The sequence below is a fragment of the Paenibacillus jamilae genome (assembly GCF_050482105.1).
Taxonomy (GTDB): domain Bacteria; phylum Bacillota; class Bacilli; order Paenibacillales; family Paenibacillaceae; genus Paenibacillus; species Paenibacillus jamilae_B.
Genome location: NZ_JBCNHI010000018.1, coordinates 189,800 through 205,721, shown reverse-complemented (window position 1 = coordinate 205,721; position 15,922 = coordinate 189,800). Strand labels below are relative to the sequence as shown.

The window sequence follows — 15,922 nt, the reverse complement described above, 5'->3', positions numbered from 1 at the left end:
TCCCGTGAAAAGTCATACTATTAGACGCGACAGTTACTAAAAAGTTTCTGGAAATTTTGATGATCATAAAAAAAAGGGAACTTTCTCCTTTGACTGCAAAAAATCAACAACAAAAAAACCACCGTCCATCTGATTGGATGTGACGGTGGCTTCATAAACTGAAAGTAATTCTGATCCACTTACATTATGATGGACGACAGGCAGCATTCGTTCCTGCAGTCTCCAGACGACCCTCTTCAATAAGTCGGTAAGCACGTTGAACTTCCTCATCTGTAGGAGACGGAACTCCCTCCAGCGGATATTCCTTACCGAGCATTTCCCATTTATAAACACCCATCTGATGGTAAGGTAAAATTTCGAATTTCTCGACACCATTCAACGTTCCAATGAACCGTCCCAAATTGAGTAGATCTTGCTCATCGTCATGAATACCTGGTACAAATACGTGTCTAATCCACATTTTGCGCCCTTGCTCAGACAACCAGCGGGCCGTACTTAGCATACGATCGTTGGACTTGCCCGTAAGCTTAATATGCTTGTCGTTGTCGATATGCTTAATATCCAGTAGCACCAAATCCGTTACATCCAGCAGATCATGGATACGAGCTGCATCATTAAATCCGTTACTGTCCAAAGTCGTATGCAAATTCCAGCGGCGTTTTACTTCCTTGAACAACTCTGCTACAAAATGAGCTTGCAATGTTGGTTCTCCACCGGATACGGTTAATCCGCCTCCCGAAGAACGGTAATAAGCTAAATACGGCTCAATCTCAGCCAAAACTTCTTCTAGTGTCATCGGATTACCTTCATTCAAGGCCCAAGTGTCTGGATTATGGCAATATTGACATTTCAACAGGCATCCTTGCATAAAGAGCACGAAGCGGATGCCGGGACCATCGACGGTCCCGAAGGTTTCCAATGAGTGTATGTGACCTTTCAACATGTTGCATCATCCTTCCCGCATCCGCTATGCGTGCGTCATTGTAATTTTTGATACGTAAAACTTATTTACATTGTACCGTGGAAAGTACGGTTAATAACATCCAATTGTTGCTCACGAGTCAGCTTGATAAAGTTAACGGCATAGCCAGAAACACGAATCGTAAGTTGTGGATAGTTTTCTGGGTGTTCCATTGCATCCAATAGTTGTTCACGAGCAAACACATTGACATTCAGATGATGCGCGTGGCTTCCAAAGTAGCCATCCATCATCGAAACAAGGTTTGTTTTACGTGTTTCTTCTTCTTTACCCAGTGCTTTAGGCACAATGGAGAAAGTATTCGAGATACCATCCAAGCTGTGTTCATAAGGCAATTTGGCTACGGAACTCAGAGATGCCAAAGCTCCTTTTTTATCACGACCATGCATTGGGTTTGCGCCTGGTGCAAATGGTTCGCCTGCTTTACGTCCATCAGGTGTTGTACCTGTTTTCTTACCGTACACCACATTGGAAGTAATGGTCAGTACAGATTGAGTAGGAACCGCATTACGATAAGCTTTGTGCTTGCGAATCATGCTCATGAAAGTTTCTACCAGTTCTACAGCGATAGTATCTACGCGATCATCGTTATTACCGTAGCAAGGATATTCGCCTTCGATTTCAAAGTCAACAGCAATTCCTTTTTCGTTACGGATTGGTTTAACTTTTGCATATTTGATAGCGCTCAAGGAGTCAGTTGCAACTGACAGACCCGCAATACCACAAGCCATGGTACGAAGAATATCACGGTCGTGCAACGCCATTTCAATGCGTTCGTAGCTATATTTATCATGCATATAGTGAATAACATTCAAAGTGTTCATGTACAGTTTTGCCAGCCATTCCATCATAGGTTTGAAACGGCTCAACACTTCTTCGTAACTCAGCACTTCACTTGTAATGGCTGGGAACTCAGGTCCTACTTGAACACCGGATTTTTCGTCCTTACCACCGTTAATAGCATACAACAGAGCTTTTGCCAAGTTGGCACGAGCACCAAAGAATTGCATTTGTTTACCAATTCTCATGGCAGATACACAACAAGCAATACCATAATCATCGCCGTAGATTGGACGCATCAAATCGTCATTTTCATATTGAATGGAGCTAGTTTCAATAGAAACTTTTGCACAATACTTTTTAAAGCCCTCAGGCAGTTTTTCTGACCACAGTACAGTCAAGTTAGGTTCTGGAGCAGGTCCCAAGTTGTACAGTGTGTGCAAGAAGCGGAAGCTGTTTTTGGTAACACGAGTTTCTCCAGTAACAGACATACCACCAATGGATTCTGTTACCCAAGTTGGGTCACCACTGAACAGTTCGTTGTAGTCAGGTGTACGCAGGAACTTAACAATGCGCAGTTTCATAACAAAATGATCGACCAGTTCCTGAGCTTGTTCTTCGTTCATTGTACTTTCCTCAAGATCACGTTGAGTATAAATATCAAGGAATGAAGATACACGTCCCAAGGACATTGCTGCACCATTTTGTTCTTTAATCGCTGCCAGATATCCAAAATATACCCATTGGAAAGCTTCTTTTGCATTGTTAGCTGGTTTAGAAATATCAAAACCGTGCTCAGCAGCCATTTGTTTCAATTCATTTAAAGCACGAATTTGTTCGGAAATTTCTTCACGCAGACGGATTACATCTTCTTCCATGGAATCAACTTCAAGGCTTTTCAATTGAAGTTTTTTATCTTGGATCAAGAAGTCTGCACCATACAGAGCTACGCGACGATAGTCACCGATTATACGACCACGACCGTATGCATCTGGCAGACCTGTAATGATACCAGCTTTACGAGCTGCTCTCATTTCATCTGTATAAGCGTCAAATACACCTTGGTTGTGTGTTTTACGAATATGAGTAAAAATGTCAACAATGCTTTGTGGCACTTCAAAACCATAGGCTTTGCAAGCATCAATCATCATCCGAATTCCACCAAACGGTTGCAAAGAACGTTTGAATGGAGCATCTGTTTGTACACCAACGATTTGTTCTTTGTCCTTGTCCAAATATCCTGGTTTATGTGAAATAATGGTGGATGGTGTATTCACGTCTACATCAAGTACACCGCCGTTTGCCAACTCTTTTTTAGTAAGATCAGATACAATTTCCCACAGTGCAGTTGTGTTGGCAGTAGGGCCAACCAAAAATTCTTCATTGCCAACATAAGGTGAGATATTGGTTTCAATAAAATCGTTGACGTTAACTTCTCTAGTCCATTTTCCTTTTTTAAAACCTCTCCAGCCAGATTGTTGCTCTTGTAATTCTCTCTCAATCACCGACATGTAAATCCCTCCAAATTGTTTGGTCTTCCGGACTTGTGATTTTTTTCACGTTAAAACTATTTCTTGAGCCCGGCCTTTTCACCGATGCCTTACGCTCAGTGTCGGGACCTTTGTTACACTCTTATTGTAGAATAATGATAGAGTGTAGTATGTGATAAAAATCACAACATGAGTGATTTTTATCACTTTATTTTCCCTAGCTTCACGCCTATACCTCCAGCCTTGCCGTTCACCTCCCTTCCCAAACCAAGAGGCCCTCTATATAGAGAGCCTGCATTGGTATTGTACGGGAAAATGCTCTGTTACAAGCCTCTTCATACCTATTATATTATTGGTCGAAACGTCCGTAGAAGGCGTTGCGATATACATCAGCCAACTCAGTAACCAGCGGCAACTTTGGATTCGCAGTTGTACATTGATCCTCAAAAGCACGGTCAGCCAGATAGTCCACACGTGATTCAAAGTCTTTCGGATCGAAACCAAGTTGTTGGAACGATTCCTCGATACCGAGTGTTTTGTTCAACTTACGGATCGCATCAATCAGGCTGTTAACCCCTTCTTCAGTGGTACGCGCAGGCAATCCCAGTATGCGTGCAATTTCTGCATAACGCTCATCTGCAACAAAGTGCGAATATTTAGGGAACGAAGCAAATTTTGTCGGTTTTTTCGCATTGTAGCGAATAACGTGCGGCAGCAGGATAGCATTCGTGCGGCCGTGCGCTGTATGGTATTGTCCGCCCCATTTATGCGCAAGACTGTGGTTAATACCCAAGAATGCATTAGCAAACGCCATACCTGCAAGTGTAGAAGCATTGTGCATTTTTTCGCGAGCCAGCTTGTCGCCAACCAGAGCCGATTGCTCCAAGTATTGGAATACGAGCTGAATGGCTTTAATTGCCAGACCATCTGTGTAATCATTGGCCATTACAGACACGTAAGCCTCGATAGCATGTGTCAGAACATCCATACCTGTATCGGCTACAGCTGTTTTAGGCAGCGAATATACAAACACAGGGTCAATAATTGCCACATCAGGAGTCAACTCATAGTCAGCCAACGGGTACTTCGTGTTGCCCAGGTTTTTGTCTGTAATAACTGCAAACGATGTAACTTCCGAACCTGTACCTGAAGTTGTAGGGATGGCTACAAATTGTGCTTTTTGACCCAGACGTGGGTACTTGTAAATCCGTTTACGGATATCCATGAATTTTTGTTTCAAGTTATTGAAATCAGTATCTGGATACTCATAGAACATCCACATGCCTTTAGCAGCATCCATTGGCGAACCGCCACCGAGTGCAATAATGCAATCCGGTTGGAAACGTCTCATCATTTCAGTACCACGTTCTACAGTAACTGTCGATGGATCTGGCTCTACTTCGGAGAACACTTCAATCGCAACCGGTGTTTGACGCTGGTGCAAATAATGGATGACACGGTCCACATATCCGAGTTTCACCATCATAGGGTCAGTGATAATGGCTACACGTGTGATATCAGGCATTTTAGCAAGATATTGTGTCGAATTCTTTTCAAAATAGATTTTGGAAGGTACTTTGAACCATTGCATATTCACCGTCCGTTTCGCCACCCTTTTCACATTAATCAAGTTAACTGCCGATACGTTCGACGAAGTCGAGTTACGACCGTACGAACCGCAACCGAGTGTCAACGAAGGAAGGTTGGTGTTGTAAATATCACCGATTGCACCGTGTGTGGAAGGTGCATTTACAATGATACGTCCTGTTTGCAAACGGTTTGCGAACCGAGCAATAACATCCTCATCTTGCGAATGGATAGCTGACGAGTGACCCATACCGCCGAATTCTACAACTTCAGCAGCACGTTGGATACCTTGCTCTGCATTTTTCACTTTGTAGCAAGCCAATACAGGACTCAGTTTTTCTGCAGATAATGGGAATTTGGTTCCTACTCCTTCAATTTCAGCAACCAAAATCTTTGTTCCTGCCGGTACTGTAATGCCGCTCATTTCAGCGATTTTTACAGCAGATTGTCCGACAATGGCCGGGTTCACTGCACATTTTTCTACATTCATAGCTCCTTGAGTGAGCTTAGCTGCTTCTTCTTTATTTACAAAGTAGCAACCGTTAGCAATCATCAATTTTTTCACTTGCTCAAAGATAGGCTCTTCAATAATGACGGCCTGTTCCGAAGCACAGATCATACCGTTATCAAAAGATTTAGAAAGGATAAGGTCGTTCACGGCCTGTTTGATATCGGCTGTTTTTTCAATAAAGCAAGGTACGTTACCAGGACCTACGCCTAATGCAGGTTTACCACAGCTATATGCTGCCTTAACCATGCCTGATCCACCAGTTGCCAAAATCAATGCCACATCAGGGTGGTTCATTAGTACATTTGTTTTATCCATTGAAGGTGCTTCAATCCATTGAATGCAATCCGCTGGAGCACCGTGTTTGACAGCTGCTTCAAGCAAGATGCGAGCTGCTTCAGCACTACACGATTGAGCAGATGGATGGAAACCGAAAATGATGGGGTTACGTGTTTTAATGGCAATTAACGCTTTGAACATCGTAGTCGAAGTCGGGTTTGTTACTGGAGTGATCCCCATGATGATGCCGACTGGCTCTGCTATCTTTTGAAAACTATCGAAATCATTATCTTCAATGACACCAACGGTTTTCTCATTTTTAATGCTGTGATAGATATATTCTGTTGCAAACATGTTTTTGGTGATTTTGTCCTCGTACACACCGCGTCCTGTTTCTTCAACAGCCAACTTCGCCAGGTGCATATGTTTATCCATCCCTGCGAGTGCCATAGCTTGTACGATTTCGTCAATCTGTTCCTGATTCATACTCATGAAAGCTTGCTGTGCCCGGTTCGCCCGGTCAATCAGCGTTTGAATATACTGCTCTGCGCTTTGCTCTTTTTGGATAACCTCGTTTTTAACAGCCATTTCCCTCATCCTCCTGTTATCTCGTGTACTATCTCTTGTTCACGCACTGATCGTAACACAGCTTTTCAATATATTTTGTGATTTTTTTCACAATCTATTTAAAATTTTATTTTATGAAGTGAATTAAATCACAAAGTTTGGAATTCTGCCACTTTTCCCCCCTCTTCTTGCCCCAAAAACGCATTGCACAGGTATATAATGAATTTGAATTGATCAAGTTGCAGATAAAAAACATAGGATACAAAGGGGAAATGGACGATGAGAAACCCTACAAATGTAATGGAAGCCCGCGGCAACACCTGTTGCTTCTCGGAGGCCAGCTTCAACCGGTTGCAAGTGATGATGAAAGATCGAGTTATGCCAGAAAGCTCGCATTTGTTCTGGGAAGGAGATACAGCGGATAAGCTGTTTTATATTAAGCGCGGACGCGTAAAAGTAACCAAAACAACGGATGAAGGTAAGGAACTTATTCTATATATGTATCAAAGCGGCGATCTTGTTGGCCAAGCCGATCCATTTTTCGGTACCAAGCATTCCTTTTCTGCCGAGGTTTTGGAAGATAGTGATATTGGCGTAATTGATCATACGGATCTGGAGTTGCTTATTTGCCAGCATTGCGATTTTGCGATTGACTTTATGAAATGGATGGGTTCTCATCACCGCATTACTCAGACCAAGTTCCGTGATTTGATGATGTATGGTAAGCCTGGCGCTTTATGTTCAACACTCATTCGACTATGCAACACCTATGGTGAGCCTCACGGCGATCATATCCTGATTCATAAAAAAATTACTCATACTGATTTATCAAATATGATCGGTGCTACCCGGGAAAGCGTAAATCGGATGCTCAGTGATCTGCGGAAGAAAAATGCAGTAGAATACGATAATGGTATGATTGTTGTCAAGGATTTGGAAATGTTGCAAGGTGTATGTCATTGTGAATTGTGCCCACGTGAGATTTGCCGGATATAATAAATTATTTTTAATGTAAAAGGGAGTGCTATAAGCCATTATTAGCTTATAACACTCCCTAAATTATTTCCTCTCGCCCACTCTTTAAAACTGCAAGCATAGATAACTTAAATTCCCCATCTCGTAGCTTCTATGGATGACATTAGCTTTGTTGGCAGGATTGCCACTCCCCATTGCAATAAACAACGGTACAAAGTGTTCTGCCCGAGGTACGGCCTGGAGTGCATATGGCGCTTCGCTTTCATAGTGATCTAAAGCCTCTATATCTCCGTTCTGCACTTTTTCGATTATCCAGTCATCAAAATCAATTGCCCAAGGCTCTGTTTTCGTTTCTCCCCATTTAACGATACGCAAATTATGGACAGTCACACCACTGCCAATGACCAGAATACCTTGTTCCCCCAATCCACGCAGCACTTCACCAATGGCAAACTGTGCTTTCGGTGAGAGATATGGATTCACAGAAATCTGAACTACCGGAATGTCTGCCTCAGGATACATACGATGCAACAATGTCCAGGAACCATGATCCAGCCCCCTAACCCGATCAGTTTGTACATCGATGCCCTTTTGTTCATACAAGTTTTTTAACTTATTAGCTAGTTCAACAGAACCATGTGCTGGATATTTCACTTCGTACAGTTCGGGTGGGAAGCCTCCAAAATCATAAATGGTTTCGTATGTGTCATCCATTGAACTGATCGTTAACACTTGCGTCTCCCAGTGAGCTGTAAAGATAACAATTGCCTTAGGATGAATGCTTTTCCCCAACTGCTCTAAAAATGCGGTATAGTCCGTCTGTTCAATAGCAAGCATAGGTGATCCGTGGGCTAAAAATAAAGATGGTATCATTAAAAATTCCCCTTATCGTTAATGATTTATTTTATTCACTTAGTAACTTTATGTAAGTAATAATACATAAGTAACAGAGTAATGTCAATACAGATTTCAACATATACTTAAAGATCAGCAATTCTCTAAATAAAGATTGATATAGGTATAAAGTCATAGTAATATGTAACTAATAAATTTTAAAATATCACTATATTTCGATACAAAGGACTGGTTTCTATGGAGATACATACTTCTAATTGCCCAAAATGCGGTTCTGTTTTCCGTCAAAATCTTAGAAACCTGTGTAATTCTTGTATTCAGGAAGAAAATATATTCTTTGACCGCTGTTCTAACCATCTATGGAAGCATCCCTCTACTCACACCCGTCAACTCAGTGATGTGACCGGTACACCTATGGATTTGCTCACAGATTGGGTAAGAGCAGGCAAGTTTCCCTCCACATATAGTCAGCTTGATTATCCTTGTGAATCCTGCCGTTCTCCCATTTATGCCGGAAGACTTTGCCACGCATGCCTAGGGACATTTCGTTCAGCCGCACTGGATATTCAATCTCGTATCCCCCGCCGGACAACAGCCGGAGTATTCTCAGTTGCAGGACGCGCTAAAAGCTATTAAGCCGTACTACCTAACCAAAATAAAAAAACAGCCTTTTTCCTAGGAAAAGGCTGTTTTGCTATGAAAAACACTTAATGAGTTTGGTGATCATCTAATCCATTCCTCAGCCCAAAATTGAATCTGCTCCATAACCGGCTGAAGTGCACGACCTTTGGTGGTTAGCTCATATTCAATGCGGACAGGAGTCTCCGGGTATACATGGCGTGTAAGAATCCCTTCATTTTCCAGATCCTTCATCCGCTCTGATAACATTTTGTCACTCATTGTGGGAATCAGATTGGAAATATCCTTAAACCGCTTGGGACCGCTCATCATGGATTGAATGATCAATCCGTTCCAACGCTTACCCAGACATGAAAAGGCGGTTTCAAAACGCGGACACATTTTTGTAAATTGCGGTTGACTCTCCAAATTTTTCACCTTCTTTTGCATTTCGGTTTGATAAAGCTTTCCTTTTGTTAGTATATATCATTTTAGCATACTTTATCCCGAAAGAAAACACTTTCTTTAATTTGATACCAGTGCTGATAAAGTTGCCATGACCAAAACTGATTATACAACAAACCAACGCGGCAGGTATATGTCTAAATCGTTAAATACAAAAAGGCGGAATCCACAAAGGTTCCGCCCGTAAACCTGTTCTTTATAGAATTCATCAATATCGGATGAATGTAACTATACCAACACTCCACCAAGAGACCTTACCGGTTCACTTCTACCATATATTGGTTTCTTATTCCCTGGAGGAGAAGCCCAACGGATGCTGTTAGCAATGACCTTCAAAATATCAGGCTGGTAATAAGTCGGATAAGTTTCATGTCCTGGTCGAAAATAAAATACTTTACCACTGCCTCGATAGAAGGTACATCCTGTTCTAAATACTTCGCCGCCTTCAAAGTTACTGATAAATACCAGTTCATCCGGCGTAGGAATATCAAAGAACTCGCCATACATCTCTTCCTGCTCTAGAAGAATTTTGGCATCTATCCCTTCTGCAATGGGATGTGAAGGATTTACCGACCAAATAATCTCCTGCTCGCCTGCCACTCTCCATTTTAAATCACAACTGGTGCCCATCAGAGCTTTAAATGGCTTGGAAAAATGGCCTGAGTGCAGTACGATTAGGCCCATTCCTTCCTGCACCCGCTTGACGACACGCGCTGTAACTTCATCACTCACCTGATCATGGGCCTTATGTCCCCACCACAGCAGCACATCTGTGGAATTGAGAATTTCTTCTCCCAAGCCATGCTCGGCATCATCATGTAGGGTAGCTGTTCGAATGGCAAAACCCTCGTCTGCCAAGCCGTCTGCCAATGCTCGGTGTATGCCGTTAGGATAAATCCGTTTGGCTTCATCATTTAACTTCTCGTTCACAAATTCATTCCAAATGGTGACGTTAATCATCCACAGTTCCCCCTATTAGGTTAGACCCACCACATCTCGCCCAGCGGTTCTTCAATCAGGACCTGGCGAAGATTATGGACAGCCTTAGTAAAGCCTTCTTCCACAGACATCAGACCATCTTCATGCTCAATACTCACTACATAATCGTATCCCACCAGACGCAGAGCACTGATAATATCTGCCCAGGTTTTTACATCATGACCATAGCCCACAGTACGGAACTGCCATGCTCGATCTAACATATTCGTGTATTCCTGCATATCGGTAAGACCATATTTATTAACATTGATTGGATCAATCGTCGTATCCTTGGCATGGAAATGGTGAATGGCTCCCTCTCGGCCTAAAATTTTAACCGCCTGTACGGGATCAATGCCCTGCCACCACATATGGCTCGGGTCCAGATTAGCACCGATAACCTCTCCCGCCGCTTCACGCAAACGAAGCAAGGTTGCTGGTGTATGCACGGAGAAGCCCCCATGTAATTCTAGCCCTATTTTAACATGGTGATCTGCTGCAAATTTCCCCGTTTCGGTCCAGTAAGGAATAATTTTATTCTCCCATTGCCACTTCAACACTTCTTGAAAATCATTAGGCCACGGAGCCACAGGCCAGTTTGGATACTTCGCATCTTCATGATCACCTGGACAGCCTGAAAAAGTGTTCACAACAGGAACTTCCAGCTTTTCTGCCAAGCGAACGGTTTTCAGAAATGTCTCATGATCAGCCTGTGCCAAATGCTTTTGCGGATGAAGCGGATTGCCGTGACAACTAAGCGCGCTAATCGTTAGTCCCCGGGACTCTACTGCCTTTTTAAAATTTTTGAGCGCCGTATCGTTCTCCAGCAACTCATCCGGCTTACAGTGCTTATCTCCCGGGTTACCACCTGTTCCGATTTCTACAGCATCCAGTCCCTGAGAAGCCACATAATCCAGCGCCTCCTCCAATGAACGTCCACCGAACAACACCATAAATACTCCAAGTTTCAAAAGAAATCCCTCCCTGTATCATATGTGAAAAAAGCAGCTTTCATTATAGTGATCGTTTATTCGGGATATTACAGGCTTAGTCAAAATAGACGGCTTTTCCTGTGCGGGCCGATTCATAGATGGCTTCCAAAATTTCAGTAACCACCAGTGCCTGCTCCGGCTTTACAAGAAGCTCTTTGTCATCCAGAATAGATTCAATCCACAAGCGGGCTTCGCGGTCTGCTTCATTTTCCGTTTCACCGGAGTAAAAGGCCACTCCCCCTGCATCCAAATCTATTTTCGTATCAAACAGGCGGCTGTTCTTTTCCCCATTAATGCGTAATCCATCCTTCATATCTGCTCCGCCTTCGGTACCACATAACAACGTCTTGGCTTCACCAAACTCTACAACATTTAAGGCCCAGCTGGATTCCAATACAATCGTAGCTCCATTTTGCATGGTGATGAAACCAAAAGCTGAGTCCTCTACTTTAAATTCCTCTGGGTTCCACGGTCCAAAAGCATTGGCTGCGTTCTTCCGATCCCCCAGCTTATGGAAGGTTGAACCTAGTACGCTCTTAGGCTTGTAATTATCCATCAGCCAGAGTGTCAAATCGAGTGCATGTGTGCCAATATCAATCAGCGGGCCACCACCCTGTTTCTCTTCATCCAAGAATACTCCCCAGGTCGGAACTGCACGACGGCGTAGAGCTATGGCTTTGCCGAGATAAATTTCACCAAGCTCTCCTTGCTCGACCAATTGCTTCAGATAGAGACTGTCATCACGATAACGGTTTTGATAAGCAATGGACAGCTTTTTGCCTGTACGGTTAGCCGCATCAAGCATTTCCCGTGCCTGCTCAGCAGTTTTGGCCATCGGCTTTTCACATAGTACATGCTTACCTGCCTCAAGCGCCGCTACCGTAATTTCTGAGTGCGAATCGTTAGGGGTACATACATGTACGACTTCTATATCCTTATTTTCTAGCAACTGACGGTAATCACTGTAAACTTGTGATCCTTCTGCACCATACTTTTCAGCAGCCTCTTCAGCACGTTCCTGTATAATGTCACAGAAAGCAATAATTTCTGCTCTCTTTTGCTTGGCAAGACTTGGCAAGTGTTTACCATTGGCAATGCCCCCACAACCGATAATCCCAATCTTGAGTGTTTTAGACATGAATATTTCCTCCTTGAGCTGCGTATTGTTGGAGCCACTTCATACTGGTTTCAATGCTTTCGATTGGAGGATTTGAGCTGAAATCCTGTTCCACGACAACCCAATCCACACCTGCCTCAATAGCGGCGTCTGTAATGGCCTGAAGCTGCACTTCTCCTTTGCCTAACTCTACAGTAATTGCTTTTTGCTGCTCGTCACGTGCCATATCCTTTAAGTGAATGATAGGCAGGCGTCCACGATATCGTCCGATGTATTCCACTGGATCATAGCCACCATAGTATACCCAACAAGTATCCATTTCGACCTGTAACAAATCAGCGGAAACAGCATCATATAGAGCATCGAATACCGGTCGATCATTGATTTTCTCCGTTAGTTCAAAATCATGATTATGATAAGCCAGTATCAACCCATGCTCCTTTACTTTTTTACCAATACGATTCAGATTAACAAAAAGGTCATCCCACTTCCGCTCTTCTTCGGTTAAATAAGGAACAATAAGGTACTTGTTGCCCAATTCTTTGTGATACGCAATTTCTTCATCCAAATGATCCAGTAAGCGAGTATATTGAATATGAGTTCCGACAACTTCCAGATTCAGCTCATCCAAAAGCGCTCTGACATCCTTGGCACTACGTCCGAAGAAGCTATGGAACTCAACCCCTTTATAGCCCAACTCAGCCACCTTGCGCAATGTACCTTCAAAATCCTGTTCAATCTCTTCCCTAACTGTGTATAATTGCAATCCTACTTTAGCCATTCCCCTTCACCTCTTCGTTAGGATGAATTTCCGTTATATCTGTGCTATTACACATGCTTGCTCGCCTCTGATATCACACATCTGTCAGTGCATGGCTGCCAGGCACTGACAGATAGATGCAAGCACTATCTCAGGCTGATGCAGTAATCCATCCATTTTGTATACGTTTTCAACACTCCATTTATCGGCCCTCTCCTTGCTCCTCTCATCCGATAGATCACCGAAGGTCACTACTTCAAAAGGGCGAGGTGGTTTGGAGAATTTTGAGATATACCGAGCTAATGTTACCCTAGTCGATACCCCCGGCCTTGATTCGTTCTACGTCTTCACACTCCTTGGCCTCTAACATGTACTTTCTCATCTAACATGTAAGCTTTACAGTTCACATGGTATTCTATTTTGCTTTCGTTTAAAATGAATAATATGATTAAAACATGAACAATCTGGTCAATATTTGAAACAGCCATGTGCCCAAAGGAGTCATCATCATGTCTATCGTTGAGCCTTGCCAGGTTCTTACCGCAGGCTATTCCTTCCACCGTAAGCCCTTTTATTCGAACCAACCTGATGGTATCAAAAATTATTTATTCCGTCTGCAAACAGATGGACGCTGCCAAGCACGCATTGACGGGAAAATGACACGGATTGAGGCAGGTGACCTGCTGCTATTCAATCCTATCGAGCCTTATGAACTGGATATCCACAGTGAGTTGAACCCCATGGGAGAACAGGTTGTAGAAAGTGGAGATTATCACATTTTTTTCGGAGGCCCCTGGGTAGATGAGTGGTGGAATCATCACAAGCGTCCCAACCGAATTAAGGTTCAGCTCACAGAAGCCCTGCTCGGGTTATTTCGTCAGCTAGTATTGGAGCAGCGACGTATTTCTAATCCTTACCCCGAAATATCTGGCTATTACATGCGTATTTTATGTTTGGAGTTTGACCGCATACTATCCGAGCAACCGATTGCTACTCATCACAACTATCTTGCTTATCAGATTAAAAATTATATTGAAGAAAATGCATCATCTAATTTTAAGCTGGATGACGTCTCTTCACACGTCGGAATCAGCGTATCCCGAGCGGTACACCTGTTTAAGGAAACGTTCGATACGAGCATTATGCAGTACACTCTGGACATCAGACTCAACATGGCAAGGGAGCGTATCATTTTCAGTCCCATGTCACTGGAACAAGCCGCCGAATCGTCAGGATTTGCAAACTACACATACTTTCACCGTGTATTTCGTTCCCGCTTCGGTATGTCACCTAAGGAATTTAGACTGATTCACCGCGAGCAATTGTAGGAAAAAGAGAGCGTTCAGAGAAACGCTCTCTTTTTCCTAACGGATGATAACGGGTACTACTTACATACCATCACCTAAAATTTTTACGGAGCAATGGTCAGCATCACTACCGACATCGGCGGCAGCGTAACATTCAAATGCTGATCTTGCAGCTGATAAGATGTAAAAGCTTCCTTTTTTACACGTTCTGGCTGGTCAAATGTATTATGTGCCTGCATATCGTCACTGGCCAAAACAAGACCATCAATCTTCTTAACCTCTTCAAGTCCTCTTAGCTCAAGACTCAAATTTGCCGATTCACCCGGATGGACATTGCATAAGCTTATATGAATAAAGCCATCCTGCGCCTTAGAGGCAGATACACTTACTTGAGGGATGGAAGCTCCATCGTACTCATAATTGCCTACTTTTGCATGAATAGCCAGTGCTTGCGCATCCTGATGGACTTTGAACATTTCAAATACATGGTATGTCGGCGTCAACAGCATAGCAGGGCCTTCTGTCAAAACCATCGCTTGCAAAACGTTGACCATTTGAGCTATATTCGTCATCTGCACACGATCATGATGATTATGGAATATATGCAGGTGTAGTCCGGCTACCAGCGCATCCCGCATCGTATTTTGCTGATACAGGAAGCCAGGATTGGTACCCGGCTCGGTCAGGAACCACGTTCCCCACTCATCGACGATCAGACCGACACGTTTGTCAGGATCATACTGGTCCATAATGGCAGAATGACGAGTAATCAATTCATCCATGTGTAATGATTTTTTCATCGTCTCAAACCATTCCGCTTCATCAAAACCGACTGCGTGCCGTTTCCCTTCCCAGCTCCCCGGGATTGTGTAGTTATGCAGACTCAAACCGTCCATAAGGTGTCCGGCTTCGCGCATCAGCACTTCGGTCCAACGATAATCATCTACATTCGCACCACCTGCTATTCGATAAATACGGTTCTCTCCATAATTACGGACATATGTCTGATAGCGGCGATACAGGTCTGCATAATATTCCGGGCGCATGTTACCGCCACACCCCCAGTTTTCGTTACCGACACCAAAATATTTGAGCTTCCATGGTTTCTCACGACCGTTTTCCTGACGCCATGCAGCCATAGGAGACTCCCCATCAAAGGTCATGTACTCTACCCACTCCGACATTTCCTGCACTGTGCCACTACCTACATTTCCACAAATATACGGTTCTGCATTCAATAGCTCACACAGCTGGAAAAACTCATGTGTTCCAAAATGGTTATTTTCAACCACACCGCCCCAGTGGGTATTTACCATTCTCTTGCGGTTTTCTTTCGGTCCGATCCCATCTTTCCAATGATACTCATCGGCAAAACAGCCTCCAGGCCAGCGCAACACGGGAATGTTCAATTTCTTCAGCGCTTCCACCACATCATTTCGAATTCCGTCAGTGTTAGGAATTGGAGATTCCTGTCCCACCCATAAGCCTTCATAAATGCATCGTCCAAGATGCTCGGCAAACTGCCCATAAATATTTTTATTAATTACGCCCTGTTCCCAATCGGTATTTACAATAATAGAACCCTTCACCACAAACCCTCCCAAAACATTAAGATGATTGGAGCATCCGCAAAAATGTTTACGCTTTCATAATTGCGTGAATTTC

General features: G+C 43.4%; 12 protein-coding genes. 2 read left to right on the top strand and 10 right to left on the bottom strand.

The window, feature by feature from the left end; all coding sequences use genetic code 11:
- Window positions 1-184: 184 nt before the first annotated feature.
- The 3 genes from pflA to adhE form a co-directional block, all read right to left on the bottom strand.
- Window positions 185-943: a pyruvate formate-lyase-activating protein gene (gene pflA, locus ABEW32_RS16025; protein ID WP_430189197.1), complete on the bottom strand. Its 759-nt coding sequence runs from the start codon at window positions 941-943 to the stop codon at window positions 185-187.
- Window positions 944-1,008: 65 nt separating this feature from the next.
- Window positions 1,009-3,270 (bottom strand): formate C-acetyltransferase, encoded by a 2,262-nt coding sequence (gene pflB / locus ABEW32_RS16020; RefSeq protein ID WP_430189194.1) that lies wholly within the window; start codon window positions 3,268-3,270, stop codon window positions 1,009-1,011.
- Between the two features lie 328 nt (window positions 3,271-3,598).
- Window positions 3,599-6,211 carry a bifunctional acetaldehyde-CoA/alcohol dehydrogenase gene (adhE, locus tag ABEW32_RS16015; protein WP_430189191.1) on the bottom strand — a complete coding sequence of 871 codons (2,613 nt, stop codon included), beginning with the start codon at window positions 6,209-6,211 and terminating at the stop codon, window positions 3,599-3,601.
- Window positions 6,212-6,469: 258 nt separating this feature from the next.
- Here adhE and ABEW32_RS16010 point away from each other — a divergent pair, with 258 nt between their 5' ends.
- Complete coding sequence (locus ABEW32_RS16010; RefSeq protein WP_430189188.1) at window positions 6,470-7,186, top strand: Crp/Fnr family transcriptional regulator; 717 nt, start codon at window positions 6,470-6,472, stop codon at window positions 7,184-7,186.
- An 84-nt stretch (window positions 7,187-7,270) separates the two neighbouring features.
- Here the strand turns inward: ABEW32_RS16010 and ABEW32_RS16005 are convergent, their stop codons facing one another.
- From ABEW32_RS16005 to ABEW32_RS15980, 6 genes are all read right to left on the bottom strand, one after another.
- Complete coding sequence (locus tag ABEW32_RS16005; protein WP_430189185.1) at window positions 7,271-8,038, bottom strand: DODA-type extradiol aromatic ring-opening family dioxygenase; 768 nt, start codon at window positions 8,036-8,038, stop codon at window positions 7,271-7,273.
- A gap of 705 nt (window positions 8,039-8,743) precedes the next feature.
- Window positions 8,744-9,088 (bottom strand): winged helix-turn-helix transcriptional regulator, encoded by a 345-nt coding sequence (locus tag ABEW32_RS16000; protein ID WP_013371810.1) that lies wholly within the window; start codon window positions 9,086-9,088, stop codon window positions 8,744-8,746.
- Between the two features lie 243 nt (window positions 9,089-9,331).
- Entirely contained in the window at window positions 9,332-10,063 is a 732-nt protein-coding gene (locus ABEW32_RS15995) for a ThuA domain-containing protein (protein ID WP_430189181.1), read from the bottom strand.
- 20 nt (window positions 10,064-10,083) lie between these two features.
- Complete coding sequence (locus tag ABEW32_RS15990) at window positions 10,084-11,052, bottom strand: sugar phosphate isomerase/epimerase family protein (RefSeq protein WP_430189178.1); 969 nt, start codon at window positions 11,050-11,052, stop codon at window positions 10,084-10,086.
- Between the two features lie 76 nt (window positions 11,053-11,128).
- Entirely contained in the window at window positions 11,129-12,211 is a 1,083-nt protein-coding gene (locus ABEW32_RS15985) for a Gfo/Idh/MocA family protein (RefSeq protein ID WP_430189175.1), read from the bottom strand.
- Window positions 12,204-12,971 carry a sugar phosphate isomerase/epimerase family protein gene (locus ABEW32_RS15980; RefSeq protein WP_430189172.1) on the bottom strand — a complete coding sequence of 256 codons (768 nt, stop codon included), beginning with the start codon at window positions 12,969-12,971 and terminating at the stop codon, window positions 12,204-12,206. Before ABEW32_RS15980 ends, ABEW32_RS15985 begins: the two co-directional genes overlap by 8 nt.
- Window positions 12,972-13,459: 488 nt before the next feature.
- Here ABEW32_RS15980 and ABEW32_RS15975 point away from each other — a divergent pair, with 488 nt between their 5' ends.
- Window positions 13,460-14,278: an AraC family transcriptional regulator gene (locus ABEW32_RS15975; RefSeq protein WP_430189170.1), complete on the top strand. Its 819-nt coding sequence runs from the start codon at window positions 13,460-13,462 to the stop codon at window positions 14,276-14,278.
- Between the two features lie 83 nt (window positions 14,279-14,361).
- Here ABEW32_RS15975 and ABEW32_RS15970 read toward each other — a convergent pair whose 3' ends face one another.
- Complete coding sequence (locus ABEW32_RS15970) at window positions 14,362-15,846, bottom strand: alpha-N-arabinofuranosidase (RefSeq protein ID WP_430189168.1); 1,485 nt, start codon at window positions 15,844-15,846, stop codon at window positions 14,362-14,364.
- Between the last annotated feature and the right edge of the window lie 76 nt (window positions 15,847-15,922).

Coding starts and splice junctions, on each gene's coding strand:
- ABEW32_RS16000 (WP_013371810.1), bottom strand. CDS start 9,088: ATGCAAAAGAAGGTGAAAAATTTGGAGAGTCAACCGCAATTTACAAAA.
- pflB (WP_430189194.1), bottom strand. CDS start 3,270: ATGTCGGTGATTGAGAGAGAATTACAAGAGCAACAATCTGGCTGGAGA.
- ABEW32_RS16005 (WP_430189185.1), bottom strand. CDS start 8,038: ATGATACCATCTTTATTTTTAGCCCACGGATCACCTATGCTTGCTATT.
- ABEW32_RS16010 (WP_430189188.1), top strand. CDS start 6,470: ATGAGAAACCCTACAAATGTAATGGAAGCCCGCGGCAACACCTGTTGC.
- ABEW32_RS15975 (WP_430189170.1), top strand. CDS start 13,460: ATGTCTATCGTTGAGCCTTGCCAGGTTCTTACCGCAGGCTATTCCTTC.
- pflA (WP_430189197.1), bottom strand. CDS start 943: ATGTTGAAAGGTCACATACACTCATTGGAAACCTTCGGGACCGTCGAT.
- ABEW32_RS15980 (WP_430189172.1), bottom strand. CDS start 12,971: ATGGCTAAAGTAGGATTGCAATTATACACAGTTAGGGAAGAGATTGAA.
- ABEW32_RS15995 (WP_430189181.1), bottom strand. CDS start 10,063: ATGATTAACGTCACCATTTGGAATGAATTTGTGAACGAGAAGTTAAAT.
- ABEW32_RS15985 (WP_430189175.1), bottom strand. CDS start 12,211: ATGTCTAAAACACTCAAGATTGGGATTATCGGTTGTGGGGGCATTGCC.
- adhE (WP_430189191.1), bottom strand. CDS start 6,211: ATGGCTGTTAAAAACGAGGTTATCCAAAAAGAGCAAAGCGCAGAGCAG.